The 17019-nt window shown below is 33.4% G+C and carries 18 protein-coding genes and 3 pseudogenes; 16 read left to right on the forward strand and 5 right to left on the reverse strand.

Annotated elements, in window-relative coordinates; translation table 11 throughout:
* Positions 1 to 90 precede the first annotated feature (90 nt).
* A complete protein-coding gene (locus COD11_RS25240; RefSeq protein WP_098799643.1) occupies positions 91 to 1149 on the forward strand; it encodes an LLM class flavin-dependent oxidoreductase in 1059 nt (352 codons plus the stop codon).
* Positions 1150 to 1671: 522 nt separating this feature from the next.
* Here the strand turns inward: COD11_RS25240 and COD11_RS25245 are convergent.
* Positions 1672 to 2874 (reverse strand): MFS transporter, encoded by a 1203-nt coding sequence (locus tag COD11_RS25245; protein WP_098799644.1) that lies wholly within the window; start codon positions 2872 to 2874, stop codon positions 1672 to 1674.
* A gap of 275 nt (positions 2875 to 3149) precedes the next feature.
* Here COD11_RS25245 and COD11_RS25250 point away from each other — a divergent pair, with 275 nt between their 5' ends.
* The 5 genes and pseudogenes from COD11_RS25250 (at position 3150) to COD11_RS25265 (ending at position 7135) form a co-directional block, all read left to right on the forward strand.
* Positions 3150 to 3581, forward strand: a complete 432-nt coding sequence (locus COD11_RS25250) for a hypothetical protein (RefSeq protein WP_098799645.1) — start codon at positions 3150 to 3152, stop codon at positions 3579 to 3581.
* A 491-nt stretch (positions 3582 to 4072) separates the two neighbouring features.
* A pseudogene (locus tag COD11_RS28290) lies at positions 4073 to 4465 on the forward strand (PAS domain-containing protein); the annotation flags it as partial.
* A 204-nt stretch (positions 4466 to 4669) separates the two neighbouring features.
* Positions 4670 to 5002 (forward strand): annotated as a pseudogene (locus COD11_RS28295) (methyl-accepting chemotaxis protein); the annotation flags it as partial.
* 180 nt (positions 5003 to 5182) lie between these two features.
* Positions 5183 to 5896, forward strand: a complete 714-nt coding sequence (locus tag COD11_RS25260; RefSeq protein WP_098799647.1) for a response regulator transcription factor — start codon at positions 5183 to 5185, stop codon at positions 5894 to 5896.
* A gap of 39 nt (positions 5897 to 5935) precedes the next feature.
* Positions 5936 to 7135: a sensor histidine kinase gene (locus tag COD11_RS25265; protein WP_098799648.1), complete on the forward strand. Its 1200-nt coding sequence runs from the start codon at positions 5936 to 5938 to the stop codon at positions 7133 to 7135.
* A 107-nt stretch (positions 7136 to 7242) separates the two neighbouring features.
* Here the strand turns inward: COD11_RS25265 and COD11_RS25270 are convergent, their stop codons facing one another.
* The gene (locus COD11_RS25270; RefSeq protein WP_098799649.1) at positions 7243 to 7863 is read right to left on the reverse strand and encodes a CPBP family intramembrane glutamic endopeptidase; all 621 of its coding nucleotides are present in this window, start codon (positions 7861 to 7863) and stop codon (positions 7243 to 7245) included.
* Between the two features lie 312 nt (positions 7864 to 8175).
* Here COD11_RS25270 and COD11_RS25275 point away from each other — a divergent pair, with 312 nt between their 5' ends.
* From COD11_RS25275 to COD11_RS25295, 5 genes and pseudogenes are all read left to right on the forward strand, one after another.
* Positions 8176 to 8892, forward strand: a complete 717-nt coding sequence (locus tag COD11_RS25275) for an ABC transporter ATP-binding protein (protein WP_098799650.1) — start codon at positions 8176 to 8178, stop codon at positions 8890 to 8892.
* 13 nt (positions 8893 to 8905) lie between these two features.
* A complete protein-coding gene (locus tag COD11_RS25280) occupies positions 8906 to 9646 on the forward strand; it encodes an ABC transporter permease (protein ID WP_098799651.1) in 741 nt (246 codons plus the stop codon).
* 110 nt (positions 9647 to 9756) lie between these two features.
* Positions 9757 to 10674: pseudogene (locus COD11_RS25285) on the forward strand (glycerophosphodiester phosphodiesterase).
* 214 nt (positions 10675 to 10888) lie between these two features.
* A complete protein-coding gene (locus tag COD11_RS25290) occupies positions 10889 to 11095 on the forward strand; it encodes a transcription initiation factor TFIIIB (RefSeq protein WP_098799652.1) in 207 nt (68 codons plus the stop codon).
* 163 nt (positions 11096 to 11258) lie between these two features.
* Entirely contained in the window at positions 11259 to 11780 is a 522-nt protein-coding gene (locus COD11_RS25295; RefSeq protein ID WP_098799653.1) for a nitroreductase family protein, read from the forward strand.
* Positions 11781 to 11982: 202 nt separating this feature from the next.
* On the opposite strand, the gene COD11_RS25300 is transcribed toward COD11_RS25295, so the two are convergent.
* On the reverse strand, positions 11983 to 12423 hold the full coding sequence (locus tag COD11_RS25300; protein ID WP_098799654.1) for a cell wall hydrolase: 441 nt from the start codon (positions 12421 to 12423) through the stop codon (positions 11983 to 11985).
* A 210-nt stretch (positions 12424 to 12633) separates the two neighbouring features.
* On the opposite strand from COD11_RS25300, the gene COD11_RS25305 reads away from it, so the two are divergent.
* The 3 genes from COD11_RS25305 (at position 12634) to COD11_RS27180 (ending at position 14511) form a co-directional block, all read left to right on the forward strand.
* Positions 12634 to 12906, forward strand: a complete 273-nt coding sequence (locus tag COD11_RS25305; protein ID WP_098799655.1) for a hypothetical protein — start codon at positions 12634 to 12636, stop codon at positions 12904 to 12906.
* A 15-nt stretch (positions 12907 to 12921) separates the two neighbouring features.
* Positions 12922 to 14247, forward strand: coding sequence for a D-serine ammonia-lyase (locus COD11_RS25310; protein WP_141549748.1), 1326 nt, complete (start codon positions 12922 to 12924; stop codon positions 14245 to 14247).
* Positions 14248 to 14370: 123 nt separating this feature from the next.
* Positions 14371 to 14511, forward strand: coding sequence for a hypothetical protein (locus COD11_RS27180; protein ID WP_176551246.1), 141 nt, complete (start codon positions 14371 to 14373; stop codon positions 14509 to 14511).
* A 115-nt stretch (positions 14512 to 14626) separates the two neighbouring features.
* Here COD11_RS27180 and adhP read toward each other — a convergent pair whose 3' ends face one another.
* On the reverse strand, positions 14627 to 15640 hold the full coding sequence (gene adhP / locus COD11_RS25315) for an alcohol dehydrogenase AdhP (protein ID WP_098799676.1): 1014 nt from the start codon (positions 15638 to 15640) through the stop codon (positions 14627 to 14629).
* A 378-nt stretch (positions 15641 to 16018) separates the two neighbouring features.
* Positions 16019 to 16165, reverse strand: a complete 147-nt coding sequence (locus COD11_RS26570; RefSeq protein WP_141549749.1) for a BH0509 family protein — start codon at positions 16163 to 16165, stop codon at positions 16019 to 16021.
* 284 nt (positions 16166 to 16449) lie between these two features.
* Here COD11_RS26570 and COD11_RS25320 point away from each other — a divergent pair, with 284 nt between their 5' ends.
* A complete protein-coding gene (locus COD11_RS25320; protein WP_098799657.1) occupies positions 16450 to 16629 on the forward strand; it encodes a hypothetical protein in 180 nt (59 codons plus the stop codon).
* A 191-nt stretch (positions 16630 to 16820) separates the two neighbouring features.
* The gene (locus COD11_RS27185) at positions 16821 to 16964 is read left to right on the forward strand and encodes a hypothetical protein (protein WP_176551247.1); all 144 of its coding nucleotides are present in this window, start codon (positions 16821 to 16823) and stop codon (positions 16962 to 16964) included.
* Positions 16965 to 17019 lie beyond the last annotated feature (55 nt).

The following is a 17019-nucleotide window of genomic DNA, read 5'->3' on the forward strand; positions in this document are numbered from 1 at the left end:
ATTTACCTTTAAGTAAAAGTACTTATAAAAAGAGAAATATCATTCTTTTTGCTATAATTCTAATTATCCATAAAAGTAGGAGGAACAACAATGGAAATAGGAGTAAGTACCTTTGTTGAAACAACACCAGATTTGAAAACAGGCAAGGCGATAAGTCATGCTGAGAGAATACGAGAAGTCGTAGAGGAAATTGTCCTCGCAGATTCAGTTGGACTAGATGTATTTGGAGTAGGTGAACATCATCGTGAAGATTTTGCATCTTCCAGTCCAGCAGTCATTCTATCGGCTGCTGCCTCGCAAACAAGGAACATTCGTCTAACAAGTGCGGTTACGGTGTTATCATCAGCTGATCCAGTTCGGGTTTTTCAAGACTTTGCGACACTTGATGCCATTTCAAATGGACGAGCAGAAATTATGGCAGGAAGAGGTTCTTTTATTGAATCATTCCCTTTATTCGGTTTTGATTTAAAAGATTATGATGAATTGTTCGAAGAGAATCTTGCATTATTATTAAAAATTCGTGAATCTGAGAAGGTATCATGGAAAGGCGGACATCGCCCAGCTATACATAACCGAGGTGTTTATCCCCGACCAGTTCAAGATCCTTTACCAGTTTGGATAGGAAGTGGAGGGAATTCTGAATCTGTTATTCGTGCAGGTATTCTGGGGTTACCGCTCGTATTGGCGATTATAGGGGGAATGCCCGTACAATTTGAGCCACTTGTACAATTGTATAAAAAGGCTGTTGCTCATGCTGGCCACGACATTTCAAAGTTAACCGTTGCCTCACATTCTCATGGGTTTATTGCAGATACAACAGAAGAAGCAGCCGATAAATTTTTCCCATCAACACAATATGTGATGAACAAATTAGGAAAAGAACGTGGCTGGAGTCCGTATACAAGAGGAAGCTTTGATATGGCTCGAACACTTGAGGGTGCTCTGTATGTTGGAGATCCAAAAACGGTTGCTGAGAAAATCATTTACCTACGAAAAAATGTAGGAATCACTCGTTTTATGTTACATGTACCTGTTGGAAGCATGCCTCATGATGATGTAATGAGAGCGATTGAACTATTAGGTAAAGAAGTAGCTCCTATGGTACGCTCAGAAGTTACAAAGTGGGAGAAACAAGAAAGCGGAGAATAGCTTGGACTACTCTATTGTCCGAGAAATATCTGTGCTCAAAATAAAGCAAACCTCTATTCATTCATGAGGTTTGTTTTATTTTGAAGATTAGGGAAAATTTACTTGGTTTTGCGTTTACTTTGAAACAAAAAAGGATACGTCATTTTTACTAAAAGGATCAGTTTTGAAGTACAAAATACGAAGTAACATTGTTTTTCAAATAGTAATTCTCACCAGGCTTAAAAAACGATTTGGCAAGGAAATCAGCTGCTAAAATAAGCGGAGAAATTTCTCTTAATGTGTTAAAAGCATGAAAAATAGATTAAATAGACGGAAAAATTCCACCTATTTAATCGAATAAGATGAAAATGGACCATTTTTCTTTGCTTAAACGGAAAAATTCCGCTTATATCGTCCAAACCAAGTTCCATTCTTCATTTAAACGGAAAAGATCCGCTTATATTGATCCGCCTCTTGGACATTGGTGTGCTATTCGAAAACCTAACTCGTTCCATTTTACTGAATCTTTTTAGCAATCTATAACTACGATGATAGTAGTTTCTTTTTAATAGTTGAATATATTCCTGAACTAAACAATAATAATGCTGCTATGATGAATGAAAAACTAACAGAGTACAGCTCTGTTAAAAATCCAAAAATAACAGAAGAAACAGCAAAAACAAGAGAAAGCAATGCACCTTGTGCTGCATAAATTTTAGGTAATTGATGAATTGAAGCAGCTCTTTGTAAAGACGTTTGTAAGGAAATGCTTTTTACCTGCTCTAAAAATCCACATAATGCTGAAAGAAAGAGGGCTGCTATTGGTGATGAATTTAAACCAAAGGTAAGTGTGCCTAGACAAATTCCGAATGAAGAAATAATGATCACATAAGGAAGATGCAAATCAACAACCTCGGCAAACTTCACCGCAAAAAGCCCTCCAATAACAAGACCAAGAAAAAAGGTCGCATTAATATAACCCCACCATGACTGATCTTTTCCTAGGATCTCTGCCACATAAACATAAAGAATCGCTGCTATCCACACTGCACTTGCAATATATTCAAAAACATAAATCAAATGAATTGAACGTATTGACGGGATTTTCCAAATGAAAAGCCAACCTTCTTTTAGTGATTGCCACTTAGATTGCACCGTTGTATTGTCTTCCTCACCAATTTGTTCAGTATTATCTTTGAGCAATCTCATAAAAAAAGTAGAAATAACAAATAAACATAGAGTGAGCCAAATCATTTGATTTCCGCCAATTAGAGCAACTAATATTCCGCCAGATGCCCATCCTCCGAGTTGAACAGTTTGATCCAAAGTAGCAACAAAACTGTTCGCTTTTATTAAATCATCTCTATGGACAAGACGAGGTAGCATTGCATCTCTCGCAGGTGTTGCCCATCCATCTAAAAAAGAAATACAAAATACAAGAACAAAGGTGATGACGAGATTCCATGAGAATGTGATTGTTACCATTTGCATTGTGAAAAGTAACAATGTCTTAGCTAACTGTGAAAAAACTAATAGCGACTTTAATCGATATTGATCCAAAAGCAGCGGTGCAATAAAGCCACTAATGAATTTTGCAACAGTGATGATAAACGGTACAACCGCTAAATACATAGCTGAACCTGTTTGCTCATGAATAATGGCCATAAGCCCAACAATGTAAAACACATCACCACTGTTTGCTAGTAACTGTCCGAGCCAAAGGTGTCTAAAAGATGTTGTTTCCATTTTTCTACCTCACTTATATTCAATTTTAGTTTTGGGTAGAAAAACAGCTACATCTTTTAGCCCCCTACTGTGATTTATACAAAATTATAATACAGAAACACACCACCTGAAAAGCAGTACTTGTCAAATAAAGTGACTATTTGTGTACCTTTACTGACTAAAATAGTGACGATCAGCTACTAGTTGAGTATGACTTTTTTTCAATAATATTAGAAATATAAAGTGCAGTTAGAAAAATCTGCTTAATAAATTATCGTGTAAAGGAAGGAAAGCAAATGAAAAAACTTATGTTAATTACTGGAATTTCAATGGCATTTATTTTAACCGGTTGTTCAGTTGACTTAGATATGTCAACTTCGGAAACGGAAGAATTTGCAATGGAAGTGGAAAAATTGGCTGATGTGTTTATGGATACAAAAGGAGAACTGGAATCCTTAAAGGAAAACAAGTCATTATCGGAGGAGGATGAGCAATTAATTTCTAAACGAGTTGATGAACTTATTGATCAAATTGATGAATTTAAAGAGGAGAATTCATCCATTGTTGCAAAATTCGCTCAAAACGTAGCGGAAGAAAAATTGAACGAAAAAGAAGAGATATTAAAAAATATCAAAGATAAAATTAAAAATCAGCAAGTAGAGATGTCTGATTTAGATACGATTATAGAGGTAGTTTCTGCGGATGTTGAATGGAAGTTATTTGAATAGATAAAGAGACCGGTGACTGTGTGTGATGTGCACCCCAAAAGTTAGACGAACCAATTCTAACTTTTGGGGTGTTTTTTACTGATTGATTCTCTAATAATAAAAGTCTTATAGAAGAAATGAGAGGACATTGTTGTATTTTGTCGCATTGATATAGGTATATATTCCTAGTTATCATTTCTTTCATAAAATAAAAGGATCATAGGAGTTATTATCTCTAAAACATTTTTAGTATATAGATATAGTGTTCCTTTTTTTAAGTTTAATACAAATTTCGAGCTTACGAGTAATTTTGTTGAATATTGTAGAGGTCATCAATCGTGTTTTCGACAACACTATATTTATAGGAGGAAAACGACCAATTGTTAAGAATGTGTAAATATGACTAAATTTAGAGTGTTCAAGTTTTACAATCGTAGTATTTTTAGACTATGATAAATGAGTGAGCAATAATTTTTCACTAAAATAATAGGATAGAATTGAGGATAATTATTATGCTGGTATCTAAATTAGCAAGCGTTTCCAAATCATCCCATGTTTTAGACGAAGTTTCAGTTCTAAGTGCAATCGAGAAATCAGTTGCAATGATTACATTTGATCCGCATGGAAAAGTATTATGGGCAAATGAAAACTTCGCGAAAACAATGGAATATCAAATGTCAGAAATGCCTAATCTGTTGCATAAACAGTTTTGCACAGAAGAATTTTCTAGAGGAAGAGAGTACCTGGAATTTTGGAGAAATTTACGGAAAGGGAAAAGCTTTCAAGAAAAAATACAGCGTGTAACGAAAACAGGTCGACATATTTGGCTTGAAGCAACTTATTCACCAGTATTAGATGAATATGGGGTGGTACAAGGTGTTGTCAAAATTGCTACAGATATTACAATACGAGAAAAACATACAGTAGAAGTTGCATCACGATTAAAGCAAATGTCCGCTGATCTTTTAGATCGGGCAGAAGAAGGAATTTCTACAAGTGAAGACGTTGCAGATGCGAATGCTGAGCTTGTCTTACAATCAGGTGAAAACTTAGAAATTTTAAAAATATTAAAACAGAAAGCTTCTTCTATTGAAAACATCACGAAAACAATTCGTGAAATTGCTTCACAAACTAATCTTTTAGCTTTAAATGCAGCGATAGAAGCAGCTCGTGCCGGGGAACATGGAAGAGGATTTAACGTTGTAGCAGATGAAGTTCGAAAACTAGCAAATCGTGTACAAGATTCTGTTCAAGAAGTTAATGCACATATCGAAGGAATTACAGGTGAAATTGTTAAAATCAGTGATGTAACACAGCGTTCACAAACAGGAATAACAAGCAGTCAAACATTGATTGAGCAAGCAATGCAAGAGTTTAAAAACATATGCATGTCAGCACAGCAATTAGATGAACAAGCTAGAACATTTAAGGAAATGCTTTGATTTTAAATATACTATCTTGTTTATTTAATGATCTGTTTATAGGAAGTTTACCTCTTAATTTACGATGAGGTAAGCTTTTTTTGGTTAATAATGACAACTTCTTCTTTTCCTTTTTTCATAGCTTGCTATACTAAAGGTAGATGACAAAAGTTCTATTATTTAGAGAGAGAAGGACCGCCAGTGAGTAGATCCATTTTAATTGTTGATGATCAACCAGAGATTACCGAATTGCTCAGCCTTTATCTAAAAAAAGAAGGCTTTCATATTATTGAGGCACATGATGGAATGGATGCATTTCAACTAATTGCAAAAGAACAAATCGATTTAATGCTTGTGGACATTATGATGCCGATCATTGATGGTTATCAACTTATTAAAAAAGTGAGAGAAACGATACAAATTCCGATTATTATTATTTCGGCAAAACAAGAAGATCAAGACAAGATAGAAGGTCTTAGTTTAGGAGCGGATGATTTTATTCAAAAGCCATTCAATCCTTTGGAAGTTGTAGCAAGAGTTCAAGCTCTTTTAAGAAGGAGCTATAACTATTCCTTAGAAGCAAAAACACAACTAGAAGATCATGATTCACGAAAAATAGTTGTTGGAAATCTCACACTAGATGAAAATTCGTTTTCGATCATAAAACAAGAAAGGGTCATTCAGTTAACGAAAATTGAATATAGAATTCTTGAGTTGTTAATGGATTATCCTGGAAGAGTTTTTACCAAGCAGCAAATTTTTGAAAGAGCATGGAATGATTATTACATCGGTGGTGAAGAAGATAACACCATTAATGTTCATATCTCAAAGCTAAGGGAAAAGATTGAAGAAAATCCGAAAAAACCAATCTATATAAAAACTGTTAGAGGATTGGGATACAAGTTTGAAAAATAGACTTTATAGGCCTTTTAGGTCTATTTTTTTGAGGTAGGGATGAATTTGAGTTTTAAGCTATTTCCAAAGGAAGAAGGATTTCATCCATATATGTATATTGCTAATATGTGTATTCCTTTTTACTTTTTGTTACAAGAACCTTCAAATAAGCTGTACCCTGGTTTATTGTTAATGCTTGCATTTATGATCATCTACAGGCAGATATTTTGGAGTGAAAAATTAGTAAAATATTTATTAACAAGTGAGATCATCATTACTCTTATTTTTGCATATTTTTACAACCCTATGTATTTATATATCATTTTTGTGTTTGTGTACCTGTTTGTGCGATTGCCATTAAAGTGGATGTACGGTTTATGTGGACTTTTTACATTATTTAGTATTACCCTTATCTATCAAGAAATTTTTCCAGATCAACTGTATTTATTGATAAGCTTTTTGCCTCCATTATTTGGTGGAGGAATATTACCGTTTATTATGAGAGCATCGCTTAGATACAAAGAATTAAATGAAGATTTGAAGCGATTAATGGAAGAAAAAGAACAACTTGAAGAAAGTAAAAAAAGAATGTTGGCAGATCTTTCTCATGATTTAAAAACACCAATGACGACTATTCAAGGATATTCAAAAGCATTATATGAAGAACTTGTGGATGATGAAGAACAAATAAAACGGTACTTAAAATATATTCATAACAAATCTGTGAGAGTAACAACATTAATTGATGAGCTTTTTATGTTTTCAAAATTGGAAACACCGGACTCCCAAATGAATATTGAGAAAAAAGATCTTTGTGAGTTTTATAGAGAAGTTATAGTAGAATATTATCAGTTATTCGCAGATAAAGAAATGGAGCTTCTCATTGACATTCCAACTAGTAAATTGATGTATGAATTTGACACTAAACTCTTATACCGCGCTATTTCAAACTTGTTAGAAAACACTGCTAAGTACAATCCCGAACACACAACAGTGTTTATTTCACTAACAAAAAATGTGAATTCTGTTACTCTTGAAATTGGTGATGACGGATTAGGCATTAAAGATGACTTGGTCAATACATTATTTGATCCTTTCGTAAGAGGAGATCAAAGTAGAAAGAATGACGGCGGCTCTGGATTAGGATTAGCTATTACAAAAAAAATTATCGAAAAGCACGAAGGAAAGGTCACCCTAGATACAAAACCAAAGCGTGGGAAAACGAATTTTATCATCGAACTTCCTGTTAAAGAGGTATAGCACATGCTGTTTTGAAGAATTTGTTAGGTTGAACCTAACAAAGGAATAATGTGATTCTAAAAAATAGTATGCTAGATCATTTAATATGTAGCATACTATTTTTAGAGTTAGGCGAAGAAACTTCCTAAGGCAACTATTGAGTTCAATAGTACATGAAGAACAATTGGTACAGAAAGTCGATTAGTAATATAGTAACTAGTTGAAAAAATTAAAGACGATAGAAATAAATTTGGAAAGCCTATTAAAGTAAAATGCCATGCTGCAAATAAAATAGAAGTTAGAACTATGCTTAGAGCAGCATTTGTTTTTTTATAGAAAAAAGTTTGTATATGTCTTCTAAAAACAACTTCTTCAAGAATAGGAGCAATAATAACAGTAATGATTGCTACTAGGGGTACCGCTTTTATCAGATTATCTGTATTAGAGTTCGATAGCGTAACACCTAAGTATTCTTTAATGTTTGTAATAATCAGAGTCCCTATGATTAATAGAATAAAGCCTATTAACACAACAAGAATAGAAACGATAACAGATCTCTTTATAGTAAATGGAGATTCTCTCAAATCTTCTTTTGATAAAAATAAAACGATACTGAGCAAAACAGGAAAGAGTATCAGATTTAAAATAGCCTTCGAATAGGAATCAAATTCAATTAATACCCCCAACAAACTCATCATACTTAACAATCCAAAATAAACAAATAATGAAGAAATACTACTTTTACTCACAGTTGAAATCTCCTAACATGTTATAGACCTATTGTAAAATAATACCATAGTGTATTGTTTTTTGTATATCAAATCATTTATCAACTAGTTATGTATTTACAACATTAAACTTGTTTCTTGGTGCAAATTTGAAATTAGCGCCACAAAATTAAACAACTTAACATGAGTGTTTTACCTCCTAATTTCTACTAACTACCATTGAATCAACTCCTGTAAGTTTAATAATAAAATATGGTTGGATTAAGATTTAATTAAGATTTCATTTGTAAGATAAAGGTATAAGTTAAGGACAGAACAAAAGGAGTTGTGAAGATGGTAAATGTAATTGAACTAGAACATATTGCAAAAAGCTATGGTGATGTTAGAGCGGTAGACGGGATCTCTCTTCAGGTTAAAAAAGGGGAGGTACTTGGTATTATCGGGGCAAATGGAGCTGGAAAATCAACCACACTAGAGATGATGATGGGGCTTAGAAAGCCGGATTCTGGAACAGTGAGGGTTTTAGGAAAGGATATGGTATCAGCTTCAAATGAAATGAAACAAAAAATCGGGATACAGCTTCAACAAACAGCACTTTATGATCGGATAAAAGTAAAAGAGGCACTAACTCTATTTAGTTCTTATTATGACAAAAGAAGAGACTTAAAAGAAATAATTGCAACACTTGAACTTGAGCCTTATCTCAATAAATATATTAAAAACTTATCAGGCGGCTGGCAGCAGCGCACGTCGCTAGCGCTTGCGTTAGTAAACGACCCTGAAATTATTTTCTTAGACGAACCAACTACAGGGTTAGATCCACAGGCACGACTTGAATTATGGAAAGCTATTAATATGTTTAGAGGGGAAGGTAAAACAATTATTCTCTCGACTCATTATATGGATGAAGCACAAAGACATTGTGATCGAATTGCGATCATCAAACAAGGAAAACTTGTTGCATGTGATGAGCCTACTCAGTTAATTCAATCATTAACTTGTAAAGGCTCAATGGAAGATGTTTACTTACAATACGCGGTAGGGCAATAAAGGAGGAGTTAGAATGCAATCAGTTATTACACATACAAAAATGGAATTAACATTATTTTTTCGTGAAACACTAGCGTTACTTTTTACGTTTATTGTTCCAGGAGTTAGTTTTGTTGTCTTTGGGTTAATGTTTCAAACAAACTCTTATGATGGGTTGGATTATTTTCAGGCTTATATTCCAAGTATGATTGCGATTATTATTTTTACAACTGCTTTTTTCTCCATAGGGCTTCAAGTTGTGATAGATCGTGAAAAAGGAGTATACAAGCGGCTTAAAGGAACGCCAATTAATCAGAATGCGATTTTCACGGCAACTATTATTAAAGGATTTTTTGCGATTTATGTAGGAGTAATAGAAATTTTGCTTATATCCAAGTTTGGATTTGATACGAATTTAACAAAGAGTCCCATCGAATTTTTGATTTCATTAACATTTTGCTCAATCACATTTTTTTCAATAGGATTTCTCGTTTCCAGCCTAGTGAAAAGAATGCAAACAGCATTAGGAATTGCAATGGTCGCCATGTATCCAATGATGTTTTTATCAGGTGCAACACTTCCGCTTGAAGCTCTACCAGAAATTTTACAAAAAATAGCTGTCTTTGTTCCTTTAACTTATGTTGTAAATGTGTTGAGAGACGGCTGGAATGGGACACTTTTCACAACTCAGTCTTTGGATGATATGGGGGTTTTAGCTGTGATTTTAGTTGCTTCATCAATCATTGGTATAAAATTTTTCAGGTGGACTGATTGAACTACCAAAAAATTGATAGTAAATATAAAATTAGAAAATTTACAAAAAAGCAGTTGAAGATTTACAAACTCCCTTTAAAGTGAGAATTGACACTTATTTATGGGAGTTTTTTGTATGAAAACAAACGTTTTGCCGCATTAGCTTTCTGTATAACAGTCACAGTTCTCATCGTTTTGAATTTTACAGATTTAAGTTCAAAGAAAGTAAAATCTCCTCCTAATACAAACCAATTGATTGTTGCACACCGTGGTGCTTCAGGACTTGCACCTGAACATACACTTGCTTCTTATGAGCTAGGTGAGAAGGTAAACGGAACTTATATAGAAATAGACCTTCAGATGACAAAAGATGGTCATCTTGTTGCCATGCATGATGAAACGGTGAATCGGACAACAAATGGAACTGGATTCGTTAAGGATATGACATTGAATGAAATTAAAAAATTGGATGCAGGTTCGTGGTTTAATTACATGTACCCGCAATATGCGAACTAAGCTTATAAAGGATTGGTAGTACCTACACTGGAAGAAATTTTTCAAACGTTTGGAAATGAAGCCAATTATTATATTGAAACAAAATCACCAATAAAATACCGAAATATGGAGGGAAAACTACTAGAACTTCTAGATCTCTATCAACTTTCAAGCCATAATGATGATACTAACCATGTGATTATCCAATCATTCAGTTCAGAAAGCTTAGAAAAAATTCACGAGCTAAACCCTAACATCCCTTTAGTTCAGCTTCTAGCTTATAGAGGAAATGCTACTATTTCGAATAAACAGCTAGCTGCTATTAAAAAATACGCAATCGGAATAGGTCCAAACTTTAAATCTATTGATCAAACTTACGTAGAAAAGGTTAGAAAAAGTGGACTTGACATTCATCCTTACACAATAAATGAGGAGGAAGAAATGGAAAAAGCATTGTTATGGGGAGTTACCGGTGGATTTACGAATGATCCTGAACTTTTTCAAAATGTATTAAATACATTTAATCGTAGGGAAAACGTTTGTGGTAAATATTAAAAAATAATGCATAAATCACTCCTGTTAGTTTTTTTACATTTCCTGGGTTAATATATGCGATAGTTGCCTTGATTCAACGGCGTGTGTCCATATTTTTATATTTGTTAATAGGATTAATTAATATTTTATAAATCTGGAACTATTTATCACTCCATTCGTATGTAATAGTAGATCATAAAAATAGAAGTTAGAGAATAAAAAAGGAGAGAATAAAATGAGTATTGCTCCAAAAATAACTGAATGCTCAAAATGTGGCGGAAAAGAGTTAGGAAAAGGAAAACATAGTGGTTATGCTGTAATGTACCCTATGAATAAAATGAGTTTAGGTTCAGATATTGAATACATTATTTGTACAGATTGTGGTTTTATACTTGAAAGCTATGTGAAAAAGCCGGAGAAATTTAAGGGAAGTATTTATTAAGTTGCTATTCATCTACTTGACAATCAGTCTCTAAATACCTAGTCACATATTATATTTTGACTAGGTAATTCCTATACATACGATTAAATTATTGATTTCTTTTCCTATATTTGGTGAAATAAAGATGTATATAAAATATTTCTTTATTGTGGAGGGGAAAAGAATGGAATTTAATCAGGTGCTTAAGAAACGTAGAGAAATTACAAGTTTTTTAGAAGAAAAAATTCCAAAAGAAGTGATGGAGGAAATTCTTAATCAAGCTTGTCTAGCCCCGACTGGTAACAACTTGCCTTCTAGAGAATTTGTTGTTGTAACAAATCGAGAGACATTAGATCTTCTTTATCATACAACACCATATATGAAGTGGTTGAAAGAAGCACAAGGTGCCGTTATTGTTACAGGGCGTCCTGAAATTAGCAAGTATTGGCTGCAGGATGCATCGATTGCATGTAGTTATATTTGGTTATCAGCAGTTAACGAAGGACTTGGTTGTGCTTTTGGAGCTGTTTTTAATATGGAGGATGAAGTGAAATCAAAACAAGGAGAAGAGTATGTAAGAAAAATCCTTCACATCCCTTCTGATCGAAGGGTTATTGCGGTCTTAGGATTGGGGTATCAAAAAGAAGCCCCAAGTAAAAAGGATAGTACTCCAAAAAATGAACTCGTTCATTACGAAACATTTTAGTATGAGGATATTATGATGGTCGAAGAAGTAGGGATTTGTATTGAATGTAGTAAGACGATATATTGTATTGACGGTTTTTTAAATGGAAAGCTAAACGATCAAGCGAAGCTATTTTGTTTTCAATGTTTTGATGATAGCAAGATAAGTGATTCTAAAATAAAAGATTAATATCAAAAATCCCCACAATTGTGGGGATTTACTTTTACCAAACGTAAGCACCTTCGCAAGTATCAGGCTTTGGTTCATAGTAGCAATGTTGTTTGTATTGTCCTGTGATTGGTTGATCGTACCATGTAGGTGGACATGCAGCATAAGGATTAAAGTACCAAAGTGCAAACTTTGAAGGATGCTCTCTCCAATAATCAAGATTTTGTTTAGCTAATTTTTTTTCTATACCTCTTGCTCTTTGGTAAAAAACATTTCCTTTTTGAACGGCTTCAAAAGAATAATTTCCTCCCTGAACCTGGTAAATAACATCTCGAACTGATCGTAAGTCTTTAAAATCTAAGCAATTAGCCTTTAGTCGATTAACAATAACATTGCCAACCATCAGCATTCCTAGTTTGCCTTCACCTTCTGCTTCTGCTCTCATCATCCTTGCCATTAAATCGATGTCACTCTCGGTGTATTTTACTCTTGGCATTTTTATCACCTCTATAAGAATTGTATTAAAAAACGCCAACAAAAATGTAAGGTTTAGATAATTTTTATAAATATGGTATGGACATTTTTTTAAAAGATTATGTTTAATTCTATTTTAAGAGATTTTTAAAAGAACTTTCTTTAAAAAGCAGGAACTATCTAAGTTAAATATAATTTTATTACTTGAGAAGAAATAGGAAGGGAGCAGAATATGGAAACGGCAAAAAAAGCAGGATCGAAAGCAAAGAAGCAAACGAACATAACACAAATTTTACGCGCTTTATTTTTTATTATCCTATGTTTATTCATTGTGAACATATATTATCTATCTACAAAGGACCAATTGGTTCCACAAATCCTTAAAGCATACTCTGCATTTGTAAACTTTAGTCTATCCATCCCAACACCTATTCTTATGTTAATTGGTTATTCAATCGTTATTTTTTTTATTGGTTATTTTGTAGGAGTGAAAAAGAAAAAATAAAAGAGGGTAATTTTAATGAAAATAATTCATGGTAAAACATTAGAAGAATGGAAAAGAGACAATCCCAATCTACATACAATAATGGAAACAGAGGAAACATTTTGGAGGAATCCTAAATATAAAGATTTTGAAGAAGCTGTATCCAAACTTTCCATTACACTGGATGATGTGAAGGAAGCGGAAGAAAGGCTAATAAGATTTGCACCATATCTTATCAAGGCTTTCCCAGAAACAGAAGAGGCTAATGGAGTGATTGAATCGCGAACTATTCGTATTCCTAAAATGAAAAAGGCGATGGAGAACCTCTATAATATGCAAGTAAATCAAGAAGTTTTTCTGAAAGCTGACAACTTGTTACCTATTTCAGGTTCCATTAAAGCTAGAGGTGGAATTTATGAAGTATTAAAATATGCTGAACGCATTGCTATAGACAACGGAATGTTATCATATGATGACGATTACTCTATATTAACTAACAAATCGTTTGGAGAATTATTTTCACAATATTCCATCGCAGTAGGTTCGACAGGTAATCTCGGACTTAGTATAGGAATCATAAGTGCCAAATTAGGGTTCAACGTATATGTTCATATGTCAGCTGATGCAAAAGAATGGAAAAAAGACTTATTAAAAGAAAAAGGCGTTACTGTTATTGAGTATAATTCCGACTATAGTAAAGCTGTTTCTGAAGGAAGAAGGCAAGCTCAAGCAAATGAGAATATGCATTTTATAGATGATGAGAACTCGAAAGATCTGTTTTTAGGATACGCAGTCGCAGCGCTGCGATTACAAAAGCAATTAGAAGAGTTAGGGATAGTAGTTAATGAAGAAAATCCGTTGTTCGTCTATTTACCTTGTGGTGTGGGGGGAAGTCCAGGTGGAGTTGCTTTCGGATTAAAATTGATTTTTAAGGATTCTGTGCATTGCTTCTTTGCAGAGCCAACTCATTCTCCAGCAATGCTTTTAGGTTTATTAACTGGACTACATGAGAAAGTTTCTGTCCAAGATTTTGATATTGATAATATCACAGAAGCTGACGGATTAGCTGTAGGCAGACCTTCAGGTTTTGTTGGAAAGCTTTTAGAAGAACTCATCAGTGGGGTTTATACTGTTGAAGATGAACATCTTTTTCAATTGCTTACTATGTTAGTTGACACAGAAAATATAAATTTAGAACCTTCAGCTTTAGCTGGATTTCCAGGTGTATTACACATCATTAATCAACCCGATTTTCAGTATCCTCACGCAACTCATTTGGTGTGGGCAACAGGAGGAAGCATGTTACCGGAAAAGATGAAGAAGGAGAACTATGAAAAGGGGAAAAGTTACATGGAAAAATAAATGATACACATAAAGGCCTTTAGAAAACATAACTGTAATTACCTGTTTATATAATTGGTATAACTTATATTCAAGTAGGAATATTAAGAATAATCGATTGCTGGGTAATGCAGGAGGACAGCCATGAAAAATGAAAAAATGAAGCAACTTGAAAATAACTTTGTTGGAATTATTATTGCCTTCATATTAGCTTATATTATTGGATCATTTATTTTTGGCTATGAACTGACGGATGGATTTATAGGTGGTTTTTTTCATAACTGATTTACCTGTTTGTACAGTAGTATTTGATTTTAAATATATTCAAAAAGCGTCCAGTTGCATCTTGTTCCAGGTCATCTGAACGCTTTTTATCTTTCAATTATTTAAGATTTTATGATTATTCTAGTGTTAATACAACACGTCCGTTAATTTGACCTTTTTCCATTCTTTCGAATACTTCATTGATGTTATCAAGTGGCTCTGTTGATATATTTGTTTTAACTTTTCCTTCTGCAGCAAACTGTACGGCTTCCTGGAGGTCTTTTCTTGTTCCAACAATTGAACCTTTTACAGAAACACCGTTAAGAACAGTATCAAAAATTGGAATTGGAAGCTCATCATTTGGAAGACCAACAACAACCAGAGTTCCACCACGCTTAACAGATCCGTAAGCTTGTTCAAATGCTTTTTTCGTTACCGCAACACTAATAGCTGATTGAACTCCACCTACTTTATCTTTAATTTCTTGAATAGGATCACATTTTAAGCCATTAATTGTTAAATCTGCTCCTAATTCGGATGCTAAATCAAGCTTGTCATCTTGAATATCTACAGCAATAACGTTGAAACCCATTGCTTTTGCATATTGTAAAGCAACATGTCCAAGGCCACCGATACCATAAATCGCTACCCAGTCACCAGGTTTAGCTTCACTTACTTTTAATGCCTTGTATGTTGTTACCCCAGCACAGAAAATTGGAGAAATTTCAGCAAGGTCAACACCAGAAGGTACTTTTACAACATAATTTGCAGGTGCTTTGCAATATTCTGCATAACCACCGTCAACGGAATAGCCGGCATTTAACTGTTCATGACAAAGTGTTTCTCTCCCTGTTAAGCAGTATTCACATTCACCACATGCAGAGTATAACCAAGGAATACCAACGATATCTCCAATTTTAATGGAAGTTACACCTTCTGCCACCTTTACGACTTCTCCAACACCTTCATGTCCAGGTACTAATGGAAGCTTTGGTTTTACCGGCCAGTCACCGTGTGCAGCGTGAAGGTCAGTGTGACAAACTCCACATGCTTTAATTTTTACTAAAATTTCGCCATACTCAAGAGTTGGGACTGGAATTTCTTTTACCTCTAGTTTTTGTTTGAATTCGTTTACAATTGCAGCTTTCATTGTTGTAGGAATAACTTGATTTGTTACTTGTTGGTCAACACTTGTTTTCATATTAAAGCCCTCCCTTTGTTTTTCGATAAACATATATGCAAGAGGTGTGCCAAGTTTTTTCTAAAGTTTGGACTTTCATAAAATATATGAATATATAAGGCTTGTTAGCTAGTTTTAAAATGTTATAGATTGAAAACAGGCCAAATTTTTGGCACAAAATAATCAAATTATTGGCGATGTTTCGTATTTTTGGTAATCGAAGAATTGAAAGAGGCATATTTGAGGTGGCTACTTATTTTAGGGAGGTTTATAAGGTTCCGAAGGTAATTTAAAACAAAAAAGCTTTTGTACAAAGTACAAAAGCTTTTTCTTTATTAATATAGTAAATTACATATAGTCGTAAACAGAATCTTCAAAATAGAGCCAGTGATAGTATTCAATTTGCGGATCTGTCATTTCTGCGATTTCTTTTTCATTGAATTTTTTCTTCGCTAATAAATCCTTCACTTTAGATTGTCTAGCTAATTGGCTCATGGTAAATCCTCCTTAAATATGGGAAAAACGTTGTTGTATTAATATTGTAAACGTTTTCTTTGTTGTTCTTGTTTTTATTATATATTTCAAATTGATATTAAACAAATATCAATTTGAGATTATTATTTTAAAAACAATATAGAATTGTTATTTATTGATTATTTAAGGAGAGGTTAACTAGTTAAATCAGGAGAAAATCTGTAGTTAATGGTAAAATTATGGTAAAATATAAATAATCTGAATATTTTATTTTCTGATATGTCGACTTCAAAAGGAGAGATTTTGTGATTTGGTTGCTTTTTTTGATCCCATTAAGCATTGTGATTACACTAGCTATATATTTTGATAAAAAAACAGGAGCTGTTCCTCCGGATGTTAATAAAGGGAATCATAATGTAGAGTCCGAAGTGTTGGGGAATCAATATAACCATCTTAATAGTGGTGGAGGAGAAGGTGGGTTCTAGAGGGACAGTATACTGTCCCAATTTTTTATTTTACGTCAAAAATATGACTATAAATGTATTTGTATTTGGTAAACTAAAGATAAGAAATTTACATTAAATTTACCGATTTGTAATAAGATTTCTATCATTAATTAATATTCATTAGTTATCATATATTAGAAAATGATCTTTAAAGTGAGAGGTAATTAGTAATGTTTGTAAATGATCAAGTAATGTATAAGGGTTGTCTTTACACAGTATTGCATGATTATCAAAATGGACAACTTGAAATCATGAAAATCGATGAAAAGTATTTAGTTGAATTAGTGTATGAAAAAGAAATTATTAGACTTTAAAGCTACCTATCAGGTGGTTCTTTTTTTATAAGAATTTAAGTTTATGTAAGTTGGA

Source organism: Bacillus sp. AFS040349, assembly GCF_002577655.1.
Taxonomy (GTDB): Bacteria; Bacillota; Bacilli; order Bacillales; family Bacillaceae; genus Metabacillus.

Bases quoted from the DNA above. Each gene is read 5' to 3' on its own strand.
- COD11_RS25300 (WP_098799654.1), bottom strand. From the start codon at position 12,423: ATGCCAAGAGTAAAATACACCGAGAGTGACATCGATTTAATGGCAAGG.
- COD11_RS25250 (WP_098799645.1), top strand. From the start codon at position 3,150: ATGAAAAAACTTATGTTAATTACTGGAATTTCAATGGCATTTATTTTA.
- COD11_RS25245 (WP_098799644.1), bottom strand. From the start codon at position 2,874: ATGGAAACAACATCTTTTAGACACCTTTGGCTCGGACAGTTACTAGCA.
- COD11_RS25310 (WP_141549748.1), top strand. From the start codon at position 12,922: ATGAAAATAATTCATGGTAAAACATTAGAAGAATGGAAAAGAGACAAT.
- COD11_RS25265 (WP_098799648.1), top strand. From the start codon at position 5,936: ATGAATTTGAGTTTTAAGCTATTTCCAAAGGAAGAAGGATTTCATCCA.
- COD11_RS25290 (WP_098799652.1), top strand. From the start codon at position 10,889: ATGAGTATTGCTCCAAAAATAACTGAATGCTCAAAATGTGGCGGAAAA.
- COD11_RS25295 (WP_098799653.1), top strand. From the start codon at position 11,259: ATGGAATTTAATCAGGTGCTTAAGAAACGTAGAGAAATTACAAGTTTT.
- COD11_RS25275 (WP_098799650.1), top strand. From the start codon at position 8,176: ATGGTAAATGTAATTGAACTAGAACATATTGCAAAAAGCTATGGTGAT.
- adhP (WP_098799676.1), bottom strand. From the start codon at position 15,640: ATGAAAGCTGCAATTGTAAACGAATTCAAACAAAAACTAGAGGTAAAA.
- COD11_RS27185 (WP_176551247.1), top strand. From the start codon at position 16,821: ATGTTTGTAAATGATCAAGTAATGTATAAGGGTTGTCTTTACACAGTA.
- COD11_RS27180 (WP_176551246.1), top strand. From the start codon at position 14,371: ATGAAAAATGAAAAAATGAAGCAACTTGAAAATAACTTTGTTGGAATT.
- COD11_RS25240 (WP_098799643.1), top strand. From the start codon at position 91: ATGGAAATAGGAGTAAGTACCTTTGTTGAAACAACACCAGATTTGAAA.
- COD11_RS25280 (WP_098799651.1), top strand. From the start codon at position 8,906: ATGCAATCAGTTATTACACATACAAAAATGGAATTAACATTATTTTTT.
- COD11_RS25305 (WP_098799655.1), top strand. From the start codon at position 12,634: ATGGAAACGGCAAAAAAAGCAGGATCGAAAGCAAAGAAGCAAACGAAC.
- COD11_RS26570 (WP_141549749.1), bottom strand. From the start codon at position 16,165: ATGAGCCAATTAGCTAGACAATCTAAAGTGAAGGATTTATTAGCGAAG.